The 25,318-nt window shown below is 69.9% G+C and carries 24 protein-coding genes, 1 tRNA gene and 1 pseudogene; 15 read left to right on the top strand and 11 right to left on the bottom strand.

The annotated features are described in order from the left end of the window. Positions 1–477 precede the first annotated feature (477 nt). Positions 478–1,614 (bottom strand): annotated as a pseudogene (locus QQS16_RS21870) (HTTM domain-containing protein); the annotation flags it as partial. Continuing rightward, complete coding sequence (locus tag QQS16_RS21865; protein ID WP_502963821.1) at positions 1,611–2,492, bottom strand: DUF5819 family protein; 882 nt, start codon at positions 2,490–2,492, stop codon at positions 1,611–1,613. The gene QQS16_RS21865 and the pseudogene QQS16_RS21870, both read right to left, overlap by 4 nt. Before the next feature lie 517 nt (positions 2,493–3,009). On the opposite strand from QQS16_RS21865, the gene paaA reads away from it, so the two are divergent. The 6 genes from paaA (at position 3,010) to QQS16_RS21835 (ending at position 8,143) form a co-directional block, all read left to right on the top strand. Next, positions 3,010–4,080, top strand: a complete 1,071-nt coding sequence (paaA, locus tag QQS16_RS21860; protein ID WP_286063534.1) for a 1,2-phenylacetyl-CoA epoxidase subunit PaaA — start codon at positions 3,010–3,012, stop codon at positions 4,078–4,080. Then, the gene (gene paaB / locus QQS16_RS21855; RefSeq protein ID WP_286063533.1) at positions 4,077–4,364 is read left to right on the top strand and encodes a 1,2-phenylacetyl-CoA epoxidase subunit PaaB; all 288 of its coding nucleotides are present in this window, start codon (positions 4,077–4,079) and stop codon (positions 4,362–4,364) included. Before paaA ends, paaB begins: the two co-directional genes overlap by 4 nt. 95 nt (positions 4,365–4,459) lie before the next feature. Continuing rightward, entirely contained in the window at positions 4,460–5,233 is a 774-nt protein-coding gene (gene paaC, locus QQS16_RS21850) for a 1,2-phenylacetyl-CoA epoxidase subunit PaaC (RefSeq protein WP_286063532.1), read from the top strand. Continuing rightward, positions 5,227–5,847: a 1,2-phenylacetyl-CoA epoxidase subunit PaaD gene (gene paaD, locus QQS16_RS21845; RefSeq protein WP_286063531.1), complete on the top strand. Its 621-nt coding sequence runs from the start codon at positions 5,227–5,229 to the stop codon at positions 5,845–5,847. The genes paaC and paaD overlap by 7 nt, the downstream gene beginning before the upstream one ends. Continuing rightward, on the top strand, positions 5,847–6,908 hold the full coding sequence (locus QQS16_RS21840) for a 2Fe-2S iron-sulfur cluster-binding protein (RefSeq protein WP_286063530.1): 1,062 nt from the start codon (positions 5,847–5,849) through the stop codon (positions 6,906–6,908). Before paaD ends, QQS16_RS21840 begins: the two co-directional genes overlap by 1 nt. A 101-nt stretch (positions 6,909–7,009) precedes the next feature. Beyond that, positions 7,010–8,143: an acyl-CoA dehydrogenase family protein gene (locus tag QQS16_RS21835; RefSeq protein ID WP_286063529.1), complete on the top strand. Its 1,134-nt coding sequence runs from the start codon at positions 7,010–7,012 to the stop codon at positions 8,141–8,143. A gap of 51 nt (positions 8,144–8,194) precedes the next feature. Here the strand turns inward: QQS16_RS21835 and QQS16_RS21830 are convergent, their stop codons facing one another. The 4 genes from QQS16_RS21830 to QQS16_RS21815 form a co-directional block, all read right to left on the bottom strand. Beyond that, positions 8,195–8,524 (bottom strand): rhodanese-like domain-containing protein, encoded by a 330-nt coding sequence (locus tag QQS16_RS21830; protein WP_286066404.1) that lies wholly within the window; start codon positions 8,522–8,524, stop codon positions 8,195–8,197. A gap of 127 nt (positions 8,525–8,651) precedes the next feature. Then, complete coding sequence (locus tag QQS16_RS21825) at positions 8,652–9,494, bottom strand: J domain-containing protein (RefSeq protein ID WP_286063528.1); 843 nt, start codon at positions 9,492–9,494, stop codon at positions 8,652–8,654. A 57-nt stretch (positions 9,495–9,551) separates the two neighbouring features. Next, positions 9,552–11,030, bottom strand: a complete 1,479-nt coding sequence (locus QQS16_RS21820; RefSeq protein ID WP_286063527.1) for a DUF2252 domain-containing protein — start codon at positions 11,028–11,030, stop codon at positions 9,552–9,554. Between the two features lie 288 nt (positions 11,031–11,318). Further along, entirely contained in the window at positions 11,319–11,681 is a 363-nt protein-coding gene (locus QQS16_RS21815) for a winged helix-turn-helix transcriptional regulator (RefSeq protein ID WP_286063526.1), read from the bottom strand. A 141-nt stretch (positions 11,682–11,822) separates the two neighbouring features. Here QQS16_RS21815 and QQS16_RS21810 point away from each other — a divergent pair, with 141 nt between their 5' ends. Further along, positions 11,823–12,476 (top strand): FMN-dependent NADH-azoreductase, encoded by a 654-nt coding sequence (locus QQS16_RS21810; RefSeq protein WP_286063525.1) that lies wholly within the window; start codon positions 11,823–11,825, stop codon positions 12,474–12,476. 418 nt (positions 12,477–12,894) lie between these two features. Here the strand turns inward: QQS16_RS21810 and QQS16_RS21805 are convergent, their stop codons facing one another. From QQS16_RS21805 to QQS16_RS21795, 3 genes are all read right to left on the bottom strand, one after another. Continuing rightward, positions 12,895–13,440: a GNAT family N-acetyltransferase gene (locus QQS16_RS21805; RefSeq protein WP_286063524.1), complete on the bottom strand. Its 546-nt coding sequence runs from the start codon at positions 13,438–13,440 to the stop codon at positions 12,895–12,897. Positions 13,441–13,723: 283 nt separating this feature from the next. Beyond that, positions 13,724–13,882, bottom strand: coding sequence for a hypothetical protein (locus QQS16_RS21800; RefSeq protein WP_286063523.1), 159 nt, complete (start codon positions 13,880–13,882; stop codon positions 13,724–13,726). Between the two features lie 79 nt (positions 13,883–13,961). Further along, positions 13,962–14,426 (bottom strand): hypothetical protein, encoded by a 465-nt coding sequence (locus tag QQS16_RS21795; protein WP_286063522.1) that lies wholly within the window; start codon positions 14,424–14,426, stop codon positions 13,962–13,964. 311 nt (positions 14,427–14,737) lie between these two features. Between QQS16_RS21795 and QQS16_RS21790 the strand changes: the two genes are divergently transcribed. Continuing rightward, a complete protein-coding gene (locus tag QQS16_RS21790) occupies positions 14,738–14,893 on the top strand; it encodes a hypothetical protein (RefSeq protein ID WP_286063521.1) in 156 nt (51 codons plus the stop codon). A 701-nt stretch (positions 14,894–15,594) separates the two neighbouring features. Here QQS16_RS21790 and QQS16_RS21785 read toward each other — a convergent pair. Next, positions 15,595–15,678 (bottom strand) — tRNA-Leu (locus QQS16_RS21785). 427 nt (positions 15,679–16,105) lie between these two features. On the opposite strand from QQS16_RS21785, the gene QQS16_RS21780 reads away from it, so the two are divergent. The 7 genes from QQS16_RS21780 to pknB all read left to right on the top strand — a co-directional run bounded on the left by QQS16_RS21780 (position 16,106) and on the right by pknB (position 24,441). Further along, the gene (locus QQS16_RS21780; protein ID WP_286063520.1) at positions 16,106–16,255 is read left to right on the top strand and encodes a hypothetical protein; all 150 of its coding nucleotides are present in this window, start codon (positions 16,106–16,108) and stop codon (positions 16,253–16,255) included. Further along, the gene (locus QQS16_RS21775; protein ID WP_286063519.1) at positions 16,243–17,121 is read left to right on the top strand and encodes an FHA domain-containing protein; all 879 of its coding nucleotides are present in this window, start codon (positions 16,243–16,245) and stop codon (positions 17,119–17,121) included. The genes QQS16_RS21780 and QQS16_RS21775 overlap by 13 nt, the downstream gene beginning before the upstream one ends. A gap of 10 nt (positions 17,122–17,131) precedes the next feature. Next, complete coding sequence (locus tag QQS16_RS21770; RefSeq protein ID WP_286063518.1) at positions 17,132–17,644, top strand: FHA domain-containing protein FhaB/FipA; 513 nt, start codon at positions 17,132–17,134, stop codon at positions 17,642–17,644. A 98-nt stretch (positions 17,645–17,742) separates the two neighbouring features. Next, positions 17,743–19,314: a Stp1/IreP family PP2C-type Ser/Thr phosphatase gene (locus QQS16_RS21765; protein WP_286066403.1), complete on the top strand. Its 1,572-nt coding sequence runs from the start codon at positions 17,743–17,745 to the stop codon at positions 19,312–19,314. 27 nt (positions 19,315–19,341) lie between these two features. Beyond that, positions 19,342–20,793, top strand: coding sequence for an FtsW/RodA/SpoVE family cell cycle protein (locus QQS16_RS21760; protein ID WP_286063517.1), 1,452 nt, complete (start codon positions 19,342–19,344; stop codon positions 20,791–20,793). Beyond that, complete coding sequence (locus QQS16_RS21755) at positions 20,790–22,262, top strand: peptidoglycan D,D-transpeptidase FtsI family protein (protein WP_286063516.1); 1,473 nt, start codon at positions 20,790–20,792, stop codon at positions 22,260–22,262. Before QQS16_RS21760 ends, QQS16_RS21755 begins: the two co-directional genes overlap by 4 nt. 169 nt (positions 22,263–22,431) lie before the next feature. Continuing rightward, positions 22,432–24,441 (top strand): Stk1 family PASTA domain-containing Ser/Thr kinase, encoded by a 2,010-nt coding sequence (gene pknB / locus QQS16_RS21750; protein WP_286063515.1) that lies wholly within the window; start codon positions 22,432–22,434, stop codon positions 24,439–24,441. Positions 24,442–24,550: 109 nt separating this feature from the next. Here the strand turns inward: pknB and QQS16_RS21745 are convergent, their stop codons facing one another. Continuing rightward, positions 24,551–25,318: a class E sortase gene (locus tag QQS16_RS21745; RefSeq protein ID WP_286063514.1), complete on the bottom strand. Its 768-nt coding sequence runs from the start codon at positions 25,316–25,318 to the stop codon at positions 24,551–24,553.

Raw genomic sequence — 25,318 nt, 5'->3', positions numbered from 1 at the left:
GTCGGGGCTCCGGGAGGCGTCCGGGGCGGGAGGCGTGGGTACCTCCGGGGTCGTCTCGGCGTCGGCGTTCTCCGGGATCCCACGGTTCGTCGGGCGCTCGGTTACCTCCGGGGTCGTCTCGGCGTCGGCGTTCTCCGGGATCCCACGGTTCGTCGGGCGCTCGGTTACCTCCGGGGTCGTTTCGGCGTCGGCGTTCTCCGGGGTCCCACGGTTCGTCCGGCGCTCGGCGTCCTCCCGGTACTCCGTGGACTGCTCGGCGAGCTGTTCCGTGCGTTGCCCGGCGAACTGTTCCGTGTGCTGTTCCGTGCGTTGCCCGGCGAACTGTTCCGTGTGCTGTTCCGTGCGTTGCCCGGCGAACTGTTCCGTGTGCTGCTCCGTGCGCTGCTCCGGCACCGCAGTACGGTCCCTGCCCGGCACGCCCGCCGCGCCCGCCGCGCCCGCCGCGCCCGCCGCCGATCGTCCCCGCGCGCGGGCCACTCGTCCGCCCAGCCGTCCACGCGCGCGTGCGGCCCAACCTCCCAGCCGGCGCAGGAAGGACGTCGGCAGGAAGACCGCGTCGGCGGCGATCATCGCCAGCGAGAAGAACGGCAGCCCGAGCAGCACGGCGATCGCGACGTGCTCGACGATCATGGCCGCGAGCAGGACGTTCTTCACCCGCCTGTTGAACAGCGTGAACGGGAAGGCGACCTGGACGGCGACCGTGCCGTACGTCACCAGCATCACCGCCGTGCCGCTGGCCGACAGCAGGTCGGCGAGGGCGGGCCACGGCGAGAAGTAGTCGAGGTGCAGTGGGTAGTAGACGGCGGTGCCGTCCTGCCAGCGCGAGCCCTGGATCTTGTACCAGCCGGCCGTCGCGTAGATCAGGCACGCCTCGGCCATGATCACGAGCAGGGCACCGTTGTGGACGATGTTGCCGATCACGTCGAGCAGAATCCGTGGCTGTCCCGACCTGGGGAACCGCCCGGCGGCCCACCACAGGGCCTGCGTGAGCCATACGACCCACAGCAGCACCGGTACGGTCGGGTCGCCGTCGAGCCGGCCCGCCAAGGTCACCGCGACCAGCACGAGCCCGCATACGCCCCACAGGCCGGGACCGAGACGGTCCGTGACATGCCCCGTACGCGCGCGTGCCTCGCGGGTGAGCCGGGCCCGGCGTGCGTCCAGGGACCACACCTGGCCGCAGCGCGTGAACACGAGATAGACGCACATCAGGTGCAGGACGTTGTCGCCGCCGTCTCCCATGAAGATGCTGCGGTTCTGGAGGGAGAGCACGCCGACCATGAAGAGCACGGACATCGAGCGGGTGCGCCAGCCCAGCAGCAGCAGGACGCTCGCGAGGACGGACAGGGCGTAGACGGTCTCGAACCAGAACCGGCCGTCGATCCACATCAGGGCGGTGAAGGCGCCGTTCGTGGAGATCAGTTGCTCGGCGAGGTCCCAGCTCCACGGACCGTCGGGACCGTACATCTCCAGGCGGTGGGGGAACTCGCGGAGCAGGAACAGCAGCCAGGTCGCACTGAAGCCGATGCGGATGACGGCGGTCTGGTACGGGCCGAGGGCCGCTTCGGTGACCCGGGCTATGCCGGTCGAGACGGACAGGGCGAATCGGTTCACCGGGCGCCCCCCGCCGCCGTGCCGGCCTCGTCGTCCTCCGGCATCGACCACCAGGGAAGCACCCGGTACACCGGCTCGTCCGAGACCTGCTCCTCGCTCCACCGGGGCGGGGGCACGTTGGTGGTACGGGAGCGGATCTGGACGAGGTCGAGGGTGCCGCCCTTGCCGGCCGCGTCCTCGCGTTCCAGACGCAGCGTCACGATGCGGCGCAGGTACGTCTCGGCGAGGGAGCCGCGCAGGCCTATCGGCCGGTTGTCGGTGTCATGCGTGGCGACGAAGAAGTCCCAGGCCCGGCGCAGTTCGTTCTGCTGGGTGTGGCTCGGCAGCGGATTGCCGTCGATGGCCCGGCCGTCCTGGGCGGACAGGTCCCGCCAGCCGGTGGTCCGCAGGCGGCCGTCCGGATCGCGGACCTGGGCGCGGACCTGGACCGCGATGTTCTGCTGGAGCGGGTTCGGAGCGAAGAGTTTCCAGTTCTGCTCGAACTCCGGGTAGATCCAGTCGTCGATCGACTCACGGTGCTGCTTGGACAGCGTGTTCGACGGCGCGACGTGCAGGAACACCATGCCGATGTGCACACAGACGGCCACTGCCACGACTGCGAGGGCCACGGCGACACCTATCTGGTACGGAAGGGAGAGGGCGGACAGGGCAGAGAGGCCCGGGCGGGGCTCGGCCGGGGTGGCGGCGGCCTTGATGTCGGCGGGGAGAGAGGGGCTGGACGTGGCGGCGGTGGTGGCGGACGCGTCCAGGGAGGCGGACGGTCCTCGATGGGCGAACGGTCCTTGGGAGCCGGTGGGCCAAGGTGAGGCCATCGGTGCCGGTGAAGCGCGGGAGACGTGGGAGGCGTCGGGGCCATCGGAGGCGTTGGGTGCCTTCATGACCGGAACCGCCGGTACTGGCGGGACTGGCGGGACTGGCGGGACTGGCGGGACTGGCGGGACTGGCGGGACTGGCGAGTCTTCCCGAGCTCCCGGGGCCGCCAGGGCATCCGGAGCGCTGGCGGCGTCGGCGGCGCTCGACTCGCCCGGCCCACCCGGGGCCTTCGAGCCTTCGTCGTACGCGTCCATTCCGCCCCGTTTCCCGATCCCGGACCCCGGTCCTGCCCGGTCCTGCTCGTTGATGTCGCCCGCCCGTGCCCACCCGCTCGGTCCACAGCTCCTCGGCGCTCGCACGGAACGGTACTCAGAGCCGGTCGCCCGGCACAGCCCTCACCGGCCACGGGCCCACCTCCGGGCCCGCCCCACGTCGCCCAGGTTGTCCACAGGCGGCAGCCGGGAGTACCCACGGGTTATCCACAGCGGTTGACACCTTACGGCGCCCGTCTCACCATGGAATCGCACGAACCGAACGATCGGTCGGGAGCACCCCGGAAGAGTCCAGGTCGAGGGGGACCTCATGGCGACAGCAGCCGCGGACCACACGGCGCATACAGCCCAGACGGCACGGGAGGCCGAGACGACCCGCCCACAGCCGTACGGCGGACGCGGCGGACAGGACGTCGCTCCTGACCGCGCCACCAGCGACACCGCCGCTCTCGAGCGCGCGTTCGATGCCGCCGTGGCCGCCGACGAGCGCGTCGAACCCCGCGACTGGATGCCCGACGCCTACCGCGCGACGCTGGTCCGACAGATCGCCCAGCACGCCCACTCCGAGATCATCGGCATGCAGCCGGAGGCGAACTGGATCACCCGCGCGCCCTCACTGCGCCGAAAGGCCATCCTGATGGCCAAGGTGCAGGACGAGGCCGGCCACGGGCTCTACCTCTACAGCGCCGCCGAGACCCTCGGCACCAGCCGCGACGAACTGCTCGACAAGCTGCACACCGGCCGCCAGAAGTACTCCTCGATCTTCAACTACCCGACGCTGACCTGGGCGGACGTCGGCGCGATCGGCTGGCTGGTGGACGGCGCCGCGATCACCAACCAGGTCCCCCTGTGCCGCTGCTCGTACGGCCCCTACGCCCGCGCGATGGTCCGCGTCTGCAAGGAGGAGTCCTTCCACCAGCGCCAGGGCTACGAGTTGCTGCTGGCTCTCAGCCGCGGCACCCCCGAGCAGCACGCGATGGCGCAGGACGCGGTGGACCGATGGTGGTGGCCGTCCCTGATGATGTTCGGCCCGCCCGACGACGAGTCCGCGCACTCAGCCCAGTCGATGGCCTGGAAGATCAAACGGCACTCGAACGACGAACTGCGCCAGCGCTTCGTGGACATCTGCGTCCCCCAGGCCGAGTCCCTGGGCCTGACCCTCCCCGACCCGGACCTGAAGTGGAACGAGGAGCGGGGCCACCACGACTTCGGCGCCATCGACTGGACGGAGTTCTGGAACGTCCTCAAGGGCAACGGGCCGTGCAACGAACAGCGGATCACGCAGCGCAGGCGGGCGCACGACGAGGGTGCCTGGGTACGGGAGTCGGCCGCCGCGTACGCGGCCAAGCACAGCGGCGGAACGGGAGTGAACCGAGGATGACCGACACCGAAGGGCCTCTGTGGGAGGTCTTCGTCCGCTCCCGCCGGGGGCTCTCACACACCCACGCCGGCAGCCTGCACGCGCCGGACGCCGAACTCGCCCTGCGCAACGCCCGTGACCTGTACACCCGACGCGGTGAGGGGGTCTCGATCTGGGTCGTCCCATCGACCGCGATCACCGCGTCCTCGCCCGACGAGAAGGACCCGTTCTTCGAGCCGGCCGCCGACAAGCCGTACCGCCACCCGACGTTCTACGAGATCCCGGAGGGGGTGAAGCACCTGTGACCACACCTGAGACCACAGAGGCGGCAGCCCGAGAGACCACCACCACGGGGGCCGCCCCCAGGACCACCACGGGGACAGCCGCCGAGACCTCAACGATGGCAGCCGGTGAATCCACGACGGTGACGGCCCCTGGCACCGCCCCCAAGACGCCCGGCACGACCGTTCCCGCGGCGGCCGCCCTCTCCCTGGCCGACGACGCCCTGGTGCTCTCGCACCGCCTCGGGGAGTGGGCGGGCCACGCGCCCGTCCTCGAAGAGGAGGTCGCGCTCGCCAACATCGCGCTGGACCTGCTCGGCCAGGCCCGGGTGCTGCTGTCGCTGGTCGGTGACGAGGACGAACTGGCATACCTCCGCGAGGAGCGCGCCTTCCGCAACCTCCAGCTGGTGGAACAGCCGAACGGCGACTTCGCCCACACCATCGCCCGCCAGCTGTACTTCTCCACCTACCAGCACCTCCTCTATGCCGAGCTGGCCGTGGGGGACGGCCCGTTCGCTCCACTGGCCGCGAAGGCCGTCAAGGAGGTCGCGTACCACCGCGACCACGCCGAACAGTGGACCCTGCGCCTCGGTGACGGCACAGAGGCCGGCCATGAGCGGATGCGGCGGGCCTGCGAGACGCTGTGGCGGTTCACCGGCGAGATGTTCCAGCCGGTGGAGGGACTCGATGTCGACGGACAGCGGCTGGAGGCGGCCTGGCTCGCCTCCGTCCAGGACGTGCTGGGCCGGGCCACCCTCACGGTCCCGGAGGGCCCTCGGTCCGGGGCCTGGACCGCCGGGGCCGGTCGTCAGGGCCTGCACACCGAACCCTTCGGGCGGATGCTCGCCGAGATGCAGCATCTGCACCGCAGCCACCCGGGGGCGTCATGGTGACGGTCACCGCCCTGGAAGCGGAACTCCTCGAAGTGGCCGGTTCGGTGCCCGACCCCGAACTGCCCGTGCTCACCCTGCGGGAGCTGGGCGTGCTGCGCGCGGTGCACGTGCGCGGGGCTGACGCGGTCGAGGTCGAGCTGACACCGACGTACACCGGTTGCCCGGCCGTCGAGGCGATGTCCGTGGACATACAACGGGTGCTGCACGAGCACGGCGTGCGGGAGGTCACCGTGCGCACGGTGCTCGCACCGGCCTGGTCGACGGACGACATCACGGACGAGGGGCGTCGCAAGCTGCGCGAGTTCGGCATCGCCCCGCCCCGCACGGGACGGACGGCCACACCGGTCTCCCTGGCCCTGGGCCCCACCCGCACCCTCACCGCGGAACCCCCGGAACCTGGGGCGACGGGGGCGACGGGGGCGACGGGGGCGACAACGACGGCACCACGCGAAGTCGGCATGCCCTCAGCCGCCGAAGAGGCCGACCCGATCCGCTGCCCGCACTGCGGCTCCGCGGACACCGAGTTGCTGAGCCGTTTCTCCTCGACGGCGTGCAAGGCGCTGCGGCGCTGTCTCGCCTGCCGTGAGCCCTTCGACCACTTCAAGGAATTGTGATGGCCCGCTTCCACGCACTCCCGGTGGCGGCGGTCGACCGGCTCACCGACGACTCCGTGGCGCTCACCCTCACCGTGCCGTCGCATCTGCGCGAGGAGTACCGGCACGCCCCGGGCCAGCACCTCGCCCTGCGCCGCACGGTCGACGGCGTCGAGCTCCGACGGACGTACTCGATCTGCTCCCCGGCTCCCGCGCCGGACGGCGAGGGCCCGCGCACCCTGCGGGTCGGGGTGCGGCTGGTCGAGGGCGGTGCCTTCTCCACCTACGCGCTGAAGGAGATCGACCTCGGCGACGAACTGGAGGTGATGACCCCGGCCGGCCGCTTCACGCTCGACCCCGCGCCCGGCCTGTACGCCGCGATCGTCGGCGGCAGCGGCATCACCCCCGTGCTGTCGATCGTGTCGACGCTGCTGGCACGCGAACCGGAGGCCAGGTTCTGCCTCATACGCAGCGACCGGACGTCCGCCTCGACGATGTTCCTGGAGGAGGTAGCCGACCTGAAGGACCGCTACCCCGAGCGGTTCCACCTGGTGACGGTGCTCTCCCGGGAGGAGCAGCAGGCCGGACTGCCGTCCGGGCGGCTCGACCAGGAGCGACTGACCGGGTTGCTGCCGGCGCTGCTGCCGGTGGAACGGGTGGCGGGCTGGTTCCTGTGCGGGCCGTTCGGGCTGGTGCAGGGGGCGGAACGGGCCCTGCGGGAACTCGGGGTCGCGCGGACCCGGGTGCACGAGGAGATCTTCCACGTTGACCCGGCCGCCCCCACGGCCACCGCCCCCGCTCCCGCGCACAGCACGGTGACCGCGCGGCTGGACGGCCGCGGCGGTACCTGGCCCGTCCAGGCCGGCGAGTCGCTGCTGGAGACGGTGCTGCGCAACCGGCCCGACGCGCCCTACGCCTGCAAGGGCGGGGTGTGCGGGACGTGCCGGGCCTTCCTGGTGACCGGCGAGGTGCGGATGGACCGCAACTTCGCCCTGGAGCCGGAGGAGACACGGGCTGGGTACGTGCTGGCATGCCAGTCGCATCCGGTCACGGAGAAGGTGGAGCTGGACTTCGACCGCTGAGGGACGGTGGGGTACAGCGGTGCCTGACCGTTCCCTTCTTCTAGAACCTGTTCTATCTTGACGGACCGTCAGATCAGCGGACCGGCTGGGAGGACAGGACCGTGGACTTCACCTTCACCGACGAGCAGCAGGCGGCAGCCGAGGCGGCCCGGGGGGTGCTGGCCGGGGTCGTTCCGGACGCGGTGCCCAGTCCGGCCCTCACCGCGGGAGCCGTCGCCGACGACTTCGACCGCCCGCTGTGGGCCACGCTCGCCGACGCGGACCTGCTCAGCCTGGTGGCGGCACCGGAGTACGGCGGTGCGGGCCTGGACGCCATCGCGCTGTGCCTGGTGCTGCGTGAGGCGGCGAAAGTGCTGGCGCGGGTGCCGCTGCTGGAGCACAGCGCTGCCATGGCCGCCGTACAGGCCCATGGCGGGGCGGAGTTGCGGTCCGCGCTGCTGGCCCGGGCCGGTCGCGGGGAGGTCGTGCTGACGGTCGCCGCGAGCGGTCGCACCGGTCACGATCCGGCGGAACTCTCCGTCACCGCACGGCAGGAGGGGCAGGAATGGGTGCTGGACGGGGTGCAGACGGCGGTGCCGTGGGCGTACGGCGCCGACCTCGTCGTCGTACCGGCCCACACCGACGTCGGCCGGACCGTCCTCGCGCTGGTCCCCCGCCCGCACGCCGGCGTCGCTCTGGCCGAGCAGATCTCCACCACCGGTGAACTGCTCGGCGAACTGCGCCTGGAGTCGGCGCGGATCGCGGACCGGGACGTCATCGACGCCGACGGCGCCTGGGAGTGGCTGCGCGATCTGCTGGCCGTCGGGACGTGCGCGCTGGCACTGGGGCTGGGCGAACGGGTGCTGCGGATGACCGGTGACTACACCAGCAAGCGGGAGCAGTTCGGGTATCCGATCGCCACCTTCCAGGCCGTCGCCGTCCAGGCCGCCGACCGCTATATCGATCTGCGGGCCATGGAGGTCACCCTGTGGCAGGCCGCGTGGCGGCTCGGCACGGCGGCCCAGGGCACGCTGCCCGTCTCCGGTGATGTGGCCGTCGCCAAGATCTGGGCGGCCGAGGGTGTCCGGAGGGTGGTGCAGACGGCACAGCATCTGCACGGCGGGTTCGGCGCCGACGTCGACTATCCGCTGCACCGCTACCACGCCTGGGCCAAGCACCTCGAACTGTCGCTCGGCCCGGCTTCGGCACACGAGGAGGCCTTGGGCGACCTGCTGGCGGCACACCCCCTGGCCTGAGTCCTCGGGCAGGCGCGGCAGGCAGGACGGGCGCGGCGAGCGCGGCAGACGTCAGAGGACGAAGCCCGCCCGGCCCTCGTCCGTCACGACGGGACGACCCTCGGCCGCCCACACCTGCATACCGCCGTCGACGTTCACGGCGTCGATGCCCTGCTGGACGAGGTACATCGCGACCTGCGCCGAACGTCCGCCGGAGCGGCAGATCACGTGGACCCGCCCGTCCTGCGGCGCCGCCTCGGTCAGCTCGCCGTACCGGGAGACGAAGTCGCTCATGGGGATGTGCAGCGCCCCCTCGGCGTGACCCGCCTGCCACTCGTCGTCCTCGCGGACGTCCAGCAGGAAATCGCCGTCCTTGAGGTCCGTGACCTCGACCGTGGGCACACCAGATCCGAAATGCATGTCCCCGACGCTACCCGACGCGTGCGTCCCCAAGGCGCTACCGGATGCTGCCCGGGGTCGCCCAGGTCCGGCGGGAACACAGCACGACCCGCCGGCGACCCGGCCACGGCTACCCGAGCAGTGCCGCCAACTGCGCCTCGCGCTCGGCGACGTCGGCCAGGAGCTTCTCGGCGATCTCGTCCAGGAGGCGGTCGGGGTCCTCCGGGGCCATCCGGAGCATCCCGCCGATCGCGCTCTCCTCCAGTTTCCGCGCGACCACCGTGAGCAGTTCCTTGCGCTGGGCGAGCCATTCCAGGCGGGCGTAGAGCTCCTCGGTGGGCGTCGGCCGCTGCTCCGGGGGCTTCGGCCCGGCGGCCCACTCCTGCACCAGCTCCCGCAGCAGAGCCTCGTCGCCCCGGGCGTAGGCGCCGTTGACCCGGGTGATGAACTCCTCACGCCGGGCCCGTTCGCTCTCGTCCTGGGCCAGGTCGGGGTGTGCCTTACGGGCCAGCTCGCGATACAGCTTGCGGGCCTCGTCGCTGGGGCGCACCCGCTGCGGGGGCTGCACCGGCTGATCGGTGAGCATCGACGCGGCCTCCGGGAAGAGGCCCTCGCCGTTCATCCAGCCGCCGAACAACTCCTCGACACCGGGCATCGGCATGACCCGGGCCCGCGCCTCGTCGGCCTTGCGCAGGTCCTCGGGGTCACCGGTGCGCGCGGCCCGGGCCTCGGCGATCTCCGCGTCCAGCTCGTCGAGCCGGGTGTACATCGGGCCGAGCTTCTGGTGGTGCAGCCGCTCGAAGTTCTCGACCTCGATACGGAAGGTCTCGACGGCGATCTCGTACTCGATCAGCGCCTGTTCGGCGGCCCGCACGGCCCGCTCCAGCCGTTCCTCGGGCCGGGGCACACCGCCTTGCGGCGTCGGCCGGTCCTCACCGGGGACACCGCCCTGCTCAGCTTCCGGGGTCGTCACCCGACCAGCGTAGGCCACGGCCGGCGGGGACCACGGAACAGACCGCCCTCACACCCCTCACACCCCCTCCTCCGCCGCGATCCGCCCCGCCCGTACCGCCGCCACCAGGTCCGCGTGGTCCGCCTCTGTGCGGTCGGCGTAGGCCACCGCGAACGTGGCGATCGCCTCGTCCAGTTCCTCGTTCTTGCCGCAGTACCCGGCGATCAGGCGCGGGTCGGCGCTGTGGGCGTGGGCCCGGGCCAGGAGGGCGCCGGTCATCCGGCCGTAGTCGTCGATCTGGTCGGCGGTCAGCGCCGCGGGGTCGACGCTGCCCTTGCGGTTGCGGAACTGCCGCACCTGGAAGGGCCGCCCCTCGACCGACGTCCAGCCCAGCAGGCTGTCGCTGACCACCTGCATACGCTTCTGGCCCAGGACCACCCGGCGTCCCTCGTGGTCGACGGAGGGCACCTCGAAGCCCGCCGTCACCAGATGCGGCACCAGCGCGGACGGACGGGCCTCCTTGACCTGGAGGATGAGCGGCTCTCCCCGGTGGTCCAGGAGCAGCACGACGTAGGACCGGGTGCCGACGCTGCCGGTGCCGACGACGCGGAAGGCGACGTCCTGCACCGCGTGGCGGGCCAGCAGCGGGCGGCGGTCCTCGGAGAGCGTGGTGACGTACTCCTCCAGGGACGCGGCCACCGCAGCGGCCTCCGCGTCCGGAACGCGCCGCAGCACCGGTGGGGCGTCGACGAAGCGGCGGCCGCCGTCCTCGGTGGACTCCGTCGACTTCGCGGCGAAGCGCCCGCTGGTGTTGGCCCGCGCCTTCTCGGAGACCCGTTCCAGCGTGCCGAGCAGGTCGTGGGCGTCGGTGTGGGAGACGAGTTCCTCGTCCGCGATGGCGTTCCACGCGTCCAGGACCGGGAGCCTGGCGAGCAGCCGCATCGTGCGGCGGTACGCGCCCGCCACGTCGTGCGCCGCCTTGCGGCAGATGTCCTCGTCGACGCCCGCCACCCGGCCGGCCAGCACGAGTGAGGTGGCGAGACGCTTGAGGTCCCACTCCCAGGGGCCGTGGACCGTTTCGTCGAAGTCGTTCAGATCGATGACCAGGCCGCCGCGCGCGTCGCCGTACAGGCCGAAGTTGGCCGCGTGGGCGTCACCGCAGATCTGCGCGCGGATCCCCGTCATGGGCGTGCGGGCCAGGTCGTACGCCATGAGGCCGGCCGCTCCGCGCAGGAACGCGAAGGGGGTGGCCGCCATCCTGCCGACCCGGATCGGCGTGAGCCCGGGAAGCCGGCCACGGCTCGACTCCTCGACCGCGCTCACCGCGTCGGGACGTCCACCGTCCAGGTCGAGGTCGGCGTGCGCGGCGCGCGGAATCCGGTGCCGCAGCGCCTTGCCCTCCTCCTTGGGCGTCCCCTCGGCCGGCCACTGGGCGAAGCCCCGCACCGGCGGCAGCCGTCGGGCGTTCCCGCCACTCACCGCCGCCTTCCGGTCAGGGACCGCGTCCGCCCCCGCCGACTCCGCGCCCGCCGCCGTCTCAGCACCGATCTCGGTCATGTCGACCGCCTCCCCGTACACGTACTCACGCTCGCCCAGGCACGAACATCAACTCGTGCCGACGGTACATCCGGTGGCCGAAACACGTCAGACCCTGTGGACAACTCCAAAGCTGTGGAAAACCCCGCGAACACCCCAGCCCTCCGGCCGACGCACCTCAGAGTTCCGGCCGACGCCCCTCAGCACTCCGGGCGACGCCACCGCCTCCCGCCGTCCTCCCGTCCATCTCCCGCCGTCCAGCTCCCGCCGTCCGCCGACGCAACCCACCCGCCCCGTCGGCGGGCGGCCTCAGCACCCTGCGGGCCGCTCCCCCTCCGGCAGATGCTCCTTCGCCCACTGCGCGAGGAGTCCCAGCGCGGGTTCCAGCGCCGCTCCCGCCTCGGTCAGCCGGTAGGACACCCGCAGCGGCGGCCCCTCGTCGACGTCGCGCACGACCAGGCGCGCGGCGCCGAGTTCGGTCAGCCGGTCGGAGAGCATGCGCTCGCTGATGCCGGGGATGGCCCGGCGCAGGTCGACGAAGTACGCGGGCCCGTTGGTCAGGACGGACACGATCGCGCCGGTCCAGCGCTTTCCGAGCAGCTGGAAGACCCGGGTGATGCCCGTGTCGACCTGCTTGCAGGCCGCCGGGTCGTGGCTCTGCTCGATCGTCATGTCCTCAGGGTACTGCCCTCCCCAAAGGAGATGAAAAAAAGTAAGTGACTGTGCTATCCATAGTCGGGTACGAATCTATAGCCGTCCGGGCAGACAGCTCCCGCACGCCGGCCCGTCCGCCCACACCGTCCCGGAGACCTCATGGCCACGCTGCTGCACATCGACTCCTCCGTCTTCCCGACCGACATGTCCTCCTCCCGCGCGGTGACGGACGCCTTCCGCCGGACGTGGGAGGAGCAGCACCCGGGGGGCACGGTGGTCTACCGCGACCTCGCCACCGATCCCGTCGCGCACATCACCGCCGACGCCCACAGCGCCGGCTTCGCCGATCCCGCCACGCACACTCCCGGGCAGGTGGCCGCCTTCGCCGAGCGCGTGAAGCTGATCGAGGAGCTGGAGCAGGCCGACGCGGTGCTGATCGGCGCCCCGATGTACAACTTCTCCATCCCGTCCACCCTCAAGGCATGGCTGGACAACGTGATCCTCATCGGCCGCACCGCCATGACCGAGGACTCGAAGGTCAAGGGCACCCCGGTCACGGTCGTCGCGAGCCGCGGAGGGTCCTACGCGCCGGGCACCCCGCGCGAGGGCTACGAGTACGTGCAGACGTACCTGAAAGCGGTTCTGGCCGACACCCTCGCCGTGGACCTCGACTTCATCGTCCCGGAACTCACTATGGCCCCGCAGAACCCGGCGATGTCCGAGCTGCTCCCCCTCTATGAGGCCTCCCGCGAGCGCGCCCTCCAGGACGCCACCACCAAAGCGAAGCACCTGGCCGAACGCCTCGCCGCATAACGCCCAGAGAACGAGCGGCACCGAGCCCTGGGCGGGCCCCGCGAGGTTCCTTCAGCGGCCCGCGTCACTCTGCCCGGGCTCAGCCGCTGCCCCTGTGCCGCTTTCCCATCCGGGACTGGCAGACCCTCGGATGAATGCTCCCGCCAGGACGGCGACGACGATCGCCCCAGTCGACGACGTGCGGAAACCCAGGGAAGAAAGCGAGGAACGAGAGGAAGGCGAAGAAGGCGACTGTCACGAAGAGACCCGCCACGAACGCGACGATCTCAGCCGACCACCGCCGTCACGCCTCCGTCACGCCTCCGTCCGCTGGTCCGGCCCCTCCTGTTGTCCGATCATGAACGGCTCACTCGCCGGTGGTCCATGTGTTGCCCACCCAGCTTGAAGACGTCCAGGCGGACAGTCGCCCTGGACAGCGTCACGAAGTCGGCCGCAGACCCCACGTCTGCAGGGCGAAGGGCCGCCCCTTCTCCTCGCCCTCGATCAGCGGCACGTCAAGCAGGCTGAAGCCGGCCTTGGTGGCCACGGCGACGCTGGCGGCGTTCTCGGCCTCCAGCTCCAGGATCACTTGATCCGCGCCCAGCTGCTCGAAGGCGTACCTGGCCATCACCCGCACCGCTCGGACCGCCAGCCCTTGGCCGCGGTGGGCCGGGCCGACCGCGTAGCCGATCTCCATGCCCTCCGGGGCGCGCCGCAGCATCACCTCACCGAGCGGCGCGCGGCCGTCGACGGTTATGGCGAGCAGGATGGTCGTGCCCTCCGCCCGCAGTCGCCGGTCCCGGTCCAGCCGTACGCGAGCGGCCGCTTCGTCGAAGGGGGAGACGATCGGCGTCCAGTACGCGATGTCGGGATGGTCGAACAGATCCGGCATCAGGGTCAGGTCGGCTTCCGTCCAGTCACGCAGGACCAGACCTTCCCCCGTGAGCCGGATGCGATCGGGGAAGGGTGAAGCGGTGCTGCTCATGGTGCGAATCCTCCCTGGCCTCTGGGACGGGGCAGCATAACCGGGGCCCATCGGGGCAGTCATCGGCTCACCGATCTGTGGACGGGGAGCGAGTTTCGCGCCAAGGTCCGGTTCGCGCACAGGCCCGTCTCACCGACCTCGTTTCCCCAAGAGCTACGTCCCCCCAGCCCTGAGACCTTCCCCACAAGCCACAAGCCACAAGCAGTCCGCAGCGAACAGCCCTCCGGCAGAGCCAGCCGGAGATCCACCGGGAAACCGGACCACCGCACTGATCAAACGTCGTTCACTTGCCCTCTCTGCTCCACTTCCCCATCCAGGACTGGCAGACCCATCGGGCCAGTGCTCCTGCCAGGACGGCGACGACGATCGCCCCCCAGTCGATGATGTGCGGAAGCCCAGGGAAGAAGGCGAAGAAGGCGAGTGTCACGACGAGACCCGCCACGAACGCGGCGATCCCAGCCGACCGCCGTCGCGCCTACAAGCGCTGGTCCCGCCCCTGCTGTTGATCAATCATGAACGGCTCACTTCGTGATGTGGTGACACTGGCTCACTCGGCGCACCCCGTTGACGTGAAGATGCGCACACGCCTTTCCATAACGAGGCAGCATCTGGGGAGAGTTGCTCCGCATCGGGTCGATCTTGCACTCAGGGTGCGTTCGCCCCCGGGAGGTCCTGTACGTCTTGTTGTTGATGTCCGCGTACGTGAAGTCGATCCGCCAGTTGCAGAAACCAGTGCCGAGCGCGGCGAGAAAAGCACAGTCGACGCCGGCGTTCTGACAGGTGATCTTCTTTCCGCCACCTCGGATGATGTGCGTGAACATGCAGCCGGTCGGAACCTTCATCGCCATGCCGCCAACGCTGTACTGGAAGGTTCGGACAGGAGTCGATCCGACAGTGCTGGCCTGCGCCACCGAGGAACTCGTCAGCACGAGAGCGCACGCAGCGGCAAGGGCCATGACCAGCCTGGATCGATGAAGCGTGACCATGAACAATCTCCTTCCGGCGGAGAATCCCTCCGACCGAAAAGAACTCCGACGCCGCGATCATGTTTCTGGCCGATGGAATGGTTCACCGACTTGATTGATCAAGGAATGGTGCACTGACCAGCTGATTCGTTTCTTCGGTCCGGCCCATCGGATTTCCTGCACATCACCCCGGGCAGAGCCCCCGGCCCACAGCGGCAGCTCATACCGAGTGAGCCCGTCAATGGCTGCCGCGCAGACCGACTCGGCAAGCAGGCCGGGACGGACAGCACGATCCGCGAATCCTCGTCGAGGGCCACTGGTACTGCCCCTCCATGCCTCAGACCCTCAAGGACGCCACCAAGGACCTGATCGCCGAGAAGATCGACAAACAGACCTGGATCGACCGCACCCGCCCGAGCCGCCTACCTCCTCATGCCCAAGCAGCGCCCCGACGCCGAAGGCCACCGCCGCGTCATGTGCCCCGCTGAAGCCAACCGCACCCAGTGCCCACTCAAGAAGCACACCCTCGGCCGCGGCATCCGGCTGCCCCGTCGTAGACCCCGCCCGCCCCGAGCCCCGCAGACTCACCCCTGTGCTGTAAGCAGAAGACGGTCACGGTCCCGCCGGAAGCCGGCGCCAACCTCTGGCAGCCCCTCCATCACGGCTCCGAAGCCTGGCAGCGCGTGTACTTCCGGCTCCGCAACAGCGTCGAAGGCATCAACGGCTAGAAACTAGGCCAAGGACCCCCTCTACCAACGCCTCGCAGGCGCCGGCACCCGCCGCATCCGAGGCATCGCCGCCCAGACCCTTCTGCCGGCCTTCCAACTCGCCCACGCGAACCGCCGCAAACTCACCGCCAGGGCGGACTCCATCGTCCTCCACGGCAACCGGCCCCACCGCCGACCCCACCCGCCGCCGCAAGACCGAGCCACTGGGCACCCCCGGACCCAGGGCTACGCTCCCCAGCCCTGAGACGTTCCTCACAAGCCACCAATAGCCTGCGGAAGGGAAACCACCCCGCAGCAGACCAACCGGAATCCTCGCGCCCAGAAAAGGGACCGCCGACAGCCCCAGGCCCTCGGCGGTCTGTGTGTTTCTGGCCACACATGAACACAGGAACGGGCGGCACCGTGATCACGATGCCGCCCGTTCCTCTGTACAACTGGAGCACCTTCGGTACTCCGCGATGTGCGCGAGGGGGGAGTTGAACCCCCACGCCCTTTCGGGCACTGGAACCTGAATCCAGCGCGTCTGCCTATTCCGCCACCCGCGCATTGGGTGTGTCCTCGGGCTGTTCCCCCTTGGGGGCGGCGCCTTCCGACACGCAGAACATTAGCACGCAGGGAGGGGTGGGTTCACATCCCTTCCGACCGGGCAGCCGCCGACCAGCGCAGTCTCCGTCCGGCCGCCGAACCCGCCGGGCCGGGCGAGCCTGCGGCTCCGCAGGAACGGGTAACCGGTCCCTCAACCGGTATCCGTTCACGTATCAACCTCGTACCGGTCACGTCCGTCTCCCCAGGAGCCGGTCCAGGTCCACAGCCCGGTGCGGGACACTGGTCTGCGGCCCCCTCTACGATCCATGCCAGGACTACGTCCGAGAAGAGTTCGAAGGGGAGCTCCACAGGGAACCTCGACAAGCGTCGACCCCGTCGACACCCGTCGACCGGGCCGACAGGGGGAACCAGCCGATTCACCGGCGCGTGGATACGATCAGTAAGCAGTACGAGCAGCACGAGCGGTACGAGTACGGACAGCACGAGCAGTACCAGCGGTACCGAGCACGGAAACGCCCGCTCAGCGGGACGCAGGACGGCAGCAGCTACGGAGGAGGTGCCCCATGGGAGTCCTGAAGAAATTCGAGCAGCGTCTCGAAGGTCTGGTCAACGGCACCTTCGCCAAGGTGTTCAAGTCCGAGGTGCAGCCCGTGGAGATCGCGGGAGCGCTCCAGCGCGAGTGTGACAACAACGCCACCATCTGGAACCGCGACCGGACCGTCGTCCCCAACGACTTCATCGTGGAACTGAGCACGCCGGACTTCGAGCGGCTCAGCCCCTACTCCGGCCAGCTGGGCGACGAGCTCGCCGGCATGGTGCGCGACTACGCCAAGCAGCAGCGCTACACCTTCATGGGCCCCATCAAGGTCCACCTGGAGAAGGCGGACGACCTCGACACCGGTCTGTACCGGGTGCGCAGCCGTACGCTCGCCTCCTCCACCGACCAGCAGGCCTCCGCGCCCGCGGCCCCGGCCGTACGGCCGGGTCCCGCGGTTCCGGGCGCTCCCGGCGGCTACGGCTACCCGCCGGCCGCCGCGCCCACCGGCGCCCCGCCCATGCCGGCCGCGCCGCCCCCCGGCGGCCGCCCCGGCGGTTACGGCTACCCGCAGCCCGTGGGCGGACAGCGGCCCCCGGCCGCACCCGCTCCCGCGGCCGGCGGTCGTATGCGCCACTGGATCGAGATCAACGGCACCCGCCATCAGATCTCCCGCGCGACGCTCGTGCTGGGCCGCAGCACCGAGGCCGACGTGCGGATCGACGACCCCGGCGTCTCCCGCCGGCACTGCGAGATCCGGACCGGAACGCCCTCGACGATCCAGGATCTCGGCTCCACCAACGGCATCGTGGTGGACGGACAGCACACCACCCGCGCTACGCTCCGCGACGGCTCGCGGATCGTCGTGGGCAGTACCACCATCATTTACCGGCAAGCCGAAGGGTGAAGCGGGGGCAATGTCAGAGCTGACCCTCACGGTCATGCGGCTGGGTTTTCTGGCCGTTCTGTGGCTGTTCGTGATCGTGGCCGTGCAGGTCATCCGCAGCGATCTGTTCGGTACGCGTGTCACCCAGCGCGGGGCGCGGCGGGAGAGCGGGCGGCAGCAGCAGGCCGCCCGGCAGGCCGCGCCGCCGCCACAGCGCCAGCAGGCCGCCGGCGGCCGCCAGCGCCGTAACGCTCCCACCAAGCTGGTGGTGACGGAGGGCACACTCACCGGCACCACCGTCGCGCTCCAGGGGCAGACCATCACGCTGGGCCGGGCGCACGACAGCACCATCGTGCTGGACGACGACTACGCCTCCAGCCGCCATGCCAGGATCTATCCGGACCGCGACGGCCAGTGGATCGTCGAGGACCTGGGCTCCACCAACGGCACGTACCTCGACCGAGCGCGGCTGACGACCCCTACACCGATCGCACCGGGCGCGCCCCTCCGCATCGGCAAGACCGTCATCGAGCTGCGGAAGTAGTGCTACATCATGAGTAGGCGCGAGCGGAGCGAGCACGCAGTGGCGGCCCCCACCCCGGGCCCCGGCGCGCTCCCGACCGGAGGGTGGGCACCGTGCGGATGTACCCGGAGCCGACGGGCGAGGTGCGCATGAGTCTGTCACTGCGCTTCGCCGCCGGATCGCACAAAGGCATGATCCGGGAGGGCAACGAGGACTCCGGATACGCCGGTCCGCGCCTGCTCGCCATCGCCGACGGCATGGGTGGCGCGGCGGCCGGTGAGGTCGCCTCCTCCGAGGCCATCTCCACCATCGTCGCCCTCGACGACGACGTTCCCGGCTCCGACCTCCTCACCTCGCTCGGCACCGCCGTCCAGCGCGCCAACGACCAGCTGCGCGCGATGGTGGAGGACGATCCACAGCTCGAGGGCATGGGCACGACGCTCACCGCCCTGCTGTGGACCGGCCAGCGGCTCGGTCTCGTGCACGTCGGCGACTCGCGCGCGTACCTGCTCCGGGACGGCGTCCTCACCCAGATCACGCAGGACCACACCTGGGTGCAGCGGCTCGTCGACGAGGGCCGCATCACCGAGGAGGAGGCCACCACCCATCCGCAGCGCTCCCTGCTGATGCGCGCGCTGGGCAGTGGTGACCACGTCGAGCCCGACCTCTCCATCCGCGAGGTCCGCGCGGGCGACCGCTACCTGATCTGCTCCGACGGCCTGTCAGGGGTCGTGTCGCACCAGACCCTGGAAGAGACCCTGGCCAGCTACCAGGGCCCCCAGGAGACCGTGCAGGAGCTCATCCAGCTCGCGCTGCGCGGCGGCGGCCCGGACAACATCACGGTCATCGTCGCGGACGTCCTGGACCTCGACACCGGCGACACCCTCGCCGGGCAGCTGTCCGACACCCCGGTCGTGGTCGGCGCGGTGGCCGAGAACCAGAACCAGCTGAACGACAACGGTTACATGCAGACCCCGGCCGGGCGCGCCTCCGGGCTCGGCCGTCAGGTGCCCGGACAGGGCGGCGGAGGCGGCGAGTTCGGCCCGCCCGGCTCCGGCGACACCACCGGCTACATCCCCGAGAGCAGCTTCGGCGACTACGGCGACGACGACTTCGTCAAACCCCGCAAAGGCCGCAAGTGGCTGAAGAGATCCTTCTACATCGTGCTCACGCTGGGGGTCATCGGCGGCGGCCTCTACGGCGGTTACCGCTGGACGCAGACGCAGTACTACGTCGGCACCAACGGTGAGCACGTGGCGCTGTACCGGGGCATCAGCCAGGACCTGGCCTGGGTGTCGCTCTCGAAGGTGGCCAAGGACCACCCCGAGATCGAACTCAAGTACCTGCCGCCGTACCAGCAGGAGCTGGTCGAGGGCACGATCGCCGAAGGTGATCTGAAGAACGCTCAGAAGAAGATCGACGAGCTGTCCGTGCAGGCCACCGCATGCAAGAAGCGGGCCGAGCAGCAGGCGGCCGAGAGCCGGAACAACTCCCAGACCGGCGAGGGCGAGGCCGGAGGCACCACGGGAACCACCCGCACCTCCCTCACGTCCAAGGCGACACCGACGCCGAACCCGTCGGGCTCGGCGTCGACCTCACCGTCCCCGTCCACGACCGCACCCACTACCAGCCCCGGCCCCACTCTCTCGGAGGAAGAGCAGAAGGTCGTCTCGCAGTGCGGTACGCAGTAGGCAAGCCGTGAGAGGCCCTGTCACACGATGAGCAGTACAACCAACACGTCGACGCAGCACACGTCCACGATCGGATCGATCGGCACGCCGAGCCGGCGCAACACCGAGCTCGCCCTGCTGGCGTTCGCGGTCGTCATCCCGGTCTTCGCGTATGCCAACGTGGGGCTGGCGATCAACGACCAGGTGCCCGCCGGGCTGCTGAGCTACGGCCTGGGCCTCGGCCTGCTGGCCGGCATCGGCCATCTCGTCGTACGGAAGTTCGCGCCCTACGCGGACCCCCTGATGCTGCCGTTGGCGACACTGCTGAACGGGATCGGGCTGGTCGTCATCTGGCGCTTGGATCAGTCGAAGCGACTCCAGCGGAGCAGCAGCTACGTCGAAGCGGCGCCGCGCCAGCTGCTGTACTCCGCGATGGGCGTCGCCCTGTTGGTCGCCGTGCTGATCCTCCTCAAGGACCACCGCGTCCTGCAGCGCTACACCTACATCTCCATGGCCGGCGCGCTGTTCCTGCTGATCCTCCCGCTTGTGCCCGGACTAGGCGCGAACATCTACGGCGCCAAGATCTGGATCAAGATCCCCGGCCTCGGCACGCTTCAGCCCGGCGAGTTCGCGAAGATCGCCCTCGCGGTGTTCTTCGCCGGCTACCTCATGGTCAAGAGAGACGCCCTGGCGCTGGCCAGCCGCCGGTTCATGGGCCTGTACCTGCCGCGCGGCCGCGACCTCGGTCCGATCCTCGTCGTCTGGGTGATCTCGATCCTCATCCTGGTGTTCGAGACCGACCTCGGAACTTCCCTGCTGTTCTTCGGGATGTTCATCATCATGCTGTACGTCGCCACCGAGCGGACCAGCTGGATCGTCTTCGGTCTGCTGATGTCTGCGGTCGGCGCCGTCGGCGTGGCCAGCTTCGAGCCGCACATCCAGACACGGGTGCAGGCCTGGCTCGACCCGATGCGCGAGTTCCAGCTCAGCCGCTCCGGGGCCGATGACGGCATCGTGCACTCCGAGCAGGCCATGCAGGCCCTGTGGGCCTTCGGCTCCGGCGGCACGCTCGGTACCGGCCTCGGGCAGGGCAACTCCGACCTCATCGGCTTCGCCGCCAACTCCGACTTCATCCTCGCCACCTTCGGCGAGGAGTTGGGTCTGGCGGGCGTCATGGCGATCCTGCTGCTCTACGGCCTGATCGTCGAGCGTGGCGTACGCACCGCGCTCGCGGCTCGGGACCCGTTCGGCAAGCTGCTGGCCGTGGGTCTGTCCGGCGCCTTCGCCCTCCAGGTCTTCGTCGTGGCCGGCGGTGTCATGGGCCTCATCCCGCTGACCGGTATGACCCTGCCGTTCGTGGCCTACGGCGGTTCCTCGGTCATCGCCAACTGGGCCCTGATCGGCATCCTGCTGCGCATCAGCGACACCGCACGCCGCCCGGCGCCCTCCCCCGCTCCCACCCCCGACGCCGAGATGACCCAGGTGGTCCGCCCGTCATGAACAAGCCCCTGCGCCGGATCGCGATCTTCTGCGGACTGCTCGTCCTGGCACTGCTCATCCGCGACAACTGGATCCAGTACGTCCAGGCCGACAGCCTGCGGGAGGATCCGGACAACCGCCGGGTCGCCATCGCGCGTTACGCCACCCCCCGGGGCGACATCATCGTCGGCGGCAACCCGATCACCGGGCACACGACGACCTCGTCGGGCGACTTCAAGTACAAGCGCACGTACAAGAACGGCGCGATGTGGGCGCCCGTCACCGGCTTCGTCTCGCAGGCCTACGGCGCCAACCAGTTGGAGTCCCTCGAGGACGGCATCCTCACCGGCGACGACGACCGGCTGTTCTTCCGCAACACCCTCGACATGATCACCGGCAAGGAGAGGGAGGGCGGCAACGTCGTCACCACCCTCAACTCGGCCGCGCAGAAAGCCGCGTACGAAGGTCTCAAGGCGCGGGGGAAGGGCGCTGTCGTGGCGCTGGAGCCGTCCACGGGGCGGATCCTCGCCCTGGCGTCCTACCCGTCGTACGACCCCTCGACGATCGCCGGCAGCAGCGACGCGGACGCCAAGGCGTGGAAGAACCTGCAAAAAGGCAACAACCCCGACGACCCCATGCTGAACCGCGCGCTGCGCGAGACCTACCCGCCGGGCTCCACCTTCAAGGTCGTCACCGCGGCCGCCGCGCTGGAGAACGACCTGTACGGGTCCGCGGACGAGAAGACCGACTCGCCGCTGCCGTGGACCATGCCGGGCACCACCACCGAGCTGCCGAACGAGGGCAACATCCCCTGCAAGAACGCCACGCTGCGGGTCGCCCTCCAGTACTCCTGCAACACCGTCTTCGGCAAGGTCGGCTCCGACCTCGGCAACGACAAGATGCTGGCGGAGGCCGAGAAGTTCGGCTTCAACGCCGAGCAGTTCACGCCGGTCCGCTCCAGCGCGTCGGTCTTCTCCGACGGCATGAACGAGTCGCAGACCGCGCTGTCCTCGATCGGCCAGTACAACACCGCCGCGACGCCGCTGCAGATGGCCATGGTGGCCTCGGCCATCGCCAACAACGGCACGCTGATGAAGCCGTACATGGTCGACGAGCTCCAGGCGCACAGCGTCGACGTCATCGAGAAGACCGAGCCGGAGGAGCTCAGCCAGCCGCTGTCGGCCAAGAACGCCCAGGTCCTCCAGGACATGATGGAAACCGTCGTCAAGGACGGCACGGGCAAGAACGCGCAGATCGAGGACGTCACCGTGGGCGGCAAGACGGGTACCGCCCAGCACGGCGAGAACAACAGCAAGAACCCGTACGCGTGGTTCATCTCGTACGCCAAGGCGTCCGACGGCAGTGCCCCGGTCGCCGTGGCCGTGGTGGTCGAGGACGAGAACGCCGTCCGTGACGACATCTCCGGCGGTGGCCTCGCGGCCCCGATCGCGAAGAGCGTGATGGAGGCGGTCATCAACAGCAGGAAGTGACCCCGCTCACGTCCCCCTCACATCGGTGCACGTTGCGATACCGGTCCTGTATCGGGTGACGGGCTTGGCCAGGTCACACAGAGCGAGCCGGGTACGGTAGGCCCGGAACGCAGCCTCCGACCCGCACAGACGTGCGGGCGGGACCGACGGAGAGGGCTGGTAGGAAGCTATGGAAGAGCCGCGTCGCCTCGGCGGCCGGTACGAGCTGGGCCAGGTGCTCGGCCGTGGTGGCATGGCGGAGGTCTACTTCGGCACGGACACCCGCCTCGGTCGCTCAGTGGCGGTGAAGACGCTGCGCGCGGACCTCGCACGCGACCCGTCCTTCCAGGCCCGGTTCCGCCGGGAGGCCCAGTCGGCCGCCTCGCTCAACCATCCCGCGATCGTGGCGGTGTACGACACGGGCGAGGACTACATCGACGGGGTCTCGATCCCGTACATCGTCATGGAGTACGTCGACGGCTCCACGCTCCGTGAGCTCCTGCACTCCGGCCGCAAGCTGCTGCCGGAGCGCACGCTGGAGATGACCATCGGCATCCTCCAGGGCCTGGAGTACGCCCACCGCAACGGCATCGTGCACCGCGACATCAAGCCGGCGAACGTCATGCTGACGCGCAACGGCCAGGTCAAGGTGATGGACTTCGGTATCGCCCGCGCCATGGGCGACTCCGGCATGACGATGACGCAGACCGCGGCCGTGATCGGCACCGCCCAGTACCTCTCGCCGGAGCAGGCGAAGGGCGAGCAGGTGGACGCGCGGTCGGACCTGTACTCGACGGGCTGTCTGCTCTACGAGCTGCTGACCGTGAGACCTCCCTTCGTGGGTGACTCGCCGGTCGCGGTCGCGTACCAGCACGTTCGGGAAGAGGCCCAGCCGCCGTCCGTCTTCGACCCCGAGATCACGCCCGAGATGGACGCGATCGTCATGAAAGCTCTGGTCAAGGACCCCAACTACCGTTACCAGTCGGCCGACGAGATGCGTGTCGACATCGAGGCCTGCCTCGACGGCCAGCCGGTCGCGGCCACGGCCACGCTGGGTTCCGTGGGCTATGGCGCCTACCCGGACGACCAGCCGACGACGGCCCTGCGTGCCGACTCGGGCGCGGGCGCGACGACGATGCTGCCCCCGGTGAACCCGGACGGCGCCGGCTTCGGCTACGACGACCGTCCGGACCGGCGCCGCCAGAAGAAGTCGAACACGTCGACGGTCCTGCTGGTGGTGGCCGGGATCCTGGTGCTCGTGGGCGCCATCCTGATCGGCAAGTGGATCTTCGGCGGCGACGGGGTGAGCAACAACAAGGTCGCCGTGCCGCGCTTCGTGGGCCAGAGCCAGGACGCGGCCTCGAAACTCGCCGTGAACTCGGACCTGAAACCGACCTTCACGGAGAAGGCCTGCGAGGACCAGGCCAAGGGCAACATCTGCGACCAGGATCCGACGCCCGGCACCACCGTCGAGAAGAACACCACCGTCACCCTGGCGGTGTCGACCGGGGCGCCGAAGGTGGCCGTCCCCAGTGTCCTCGGCGACAGTGTTGACGACGCCACGTCGACGCTGGAGGGCGACAAGTACGGGTTCGTCGTCAAGACGAAGACGCAGATCTCCACCGAGACGGAGGGCACGGTCCTGGAACAGGACCCCGGCCTCGGCACGGAGGTGGAGAAGGGCTCCACCATCACCCTCACCATCGCCAAGGCGGAGGAGAAGGCCACGGTCCCGGACGTCCTCGGCAGGTCCTGTGACGACGCCAAGGCGCAGATGACGGACAGCGGGCTCGTCGGCAACTGCACCGAGGTGGAGACGGACGACGGCAACCAGGTCGGCAAGGTCATCCGGACCACGCCGGCGGCCGGGTCCCAGGCCGACAAGAACTCGACGGTGAACATCGAGGTCGGCAAGGCCAAGCCCCAGGAGAAGACGCAGGTCCCGACCGTCGTCGGACGGACGGTCCAGCAGGCCAAGCAGATCCTCCAGGCGGCCGGCTTCACCAACATCCAGTTCCAGAACGGCAGCGACCAGAGCGACACCGCGCTGGTCACCGGCCAGGACCCGGGCGGCAACAGCGAGGTCGACAACCCGGCGGGCACCCAGATCACGCTGCAGTCCGTGGGCGTTGGCGGCAACAACAACGGCAACAACAACGGCGGCGGCGGCGGATTCTTCGGCGGCGCCGGCGGGACGTGATCCTGGCCCCCAGGTCAGCTGGACGACAGTGGCACCCCGCGAGAATCCCGCGGGGTGCCACTGTCGTCGGGGCGCCCTTCACGGTGCGCCCCCTTCTGCCGGCCGGCCGCTATCCCAGTTCCCTCGGCGGCGTCCGCTCGCTGTCCACCTTGTCCGTGCGGACCAGTTCGCCCCAGACCACGTAGCGGTAGCGGGAGGTGAGGACCGGCGTGCACGTCGTCAGGGTGATGTACTTGCCTGCCTTCTTCTTGCCGGACTCCTTGGGGATCGGCGCCAGGACCTTGACGTTGTACTTCGAGGTCTCCGGAAGGATCGCGTAGACCTTGTAGACGTACCAGGTGTCCTTCGTCTCGAAGACGATCGGGTCGCCCTTCTCCAGCTTGTCGATGTTGTGGAACTTCGCGCCGTGGCCGTCGCGGTGGGCGGCGAGGGAGAAGTTGCCGTTCTTGCCGGAGGTGGGGAGGGTGGCCTTGACCGGGTCGGTGTAGTAGCCGGCCACGCCGTCGTTGAGGCGTTTCGAGGCGGTGCCCTTCTCGACCAGGACCTCGCCGTTGTTCATCGCGGGCACGTGCAGGAAGCCGATGCCGTTCCTGGTGTCCAGCGCACCGGGACCGGTGTCCCGGTCGGCCGCCCAGTGGTCGCGGACCTTGTCGCCCTGCCGGTCCGCCTTGCGGTCGGCGAGGACGTTCGTCCACCACAGGGAGTAGACGACGAACAGGCCGAGGACCAGGCCCGTCGTGATCAGGAGTTCACCGAAGACGCTGACGGCCATGGCGAGCCGGCCGGTGCCGCGGCGGCGTACCGCGCGGGGCGGGAACGCGGGAGCGTCCGTGTGTTCTTCGTGCTCGGTGTCGTCGGTGGTCGCTGCCACGTTCAT

Origin of the sequence: Streptomyces sp. ALI-76-A, assembly GCF_030287445.1 — a bacterium.
Classification (GTDB): domain Bacteria; phylum Actinomycetota; class Actinomycetes; order Streptomycetales; family Streptomycetaceae; genus Streptomyces.
Note: the sequence above shows the minus strand (reverse complement) of the source record. Positions and strands in the feature narration are given on the sequence as shown.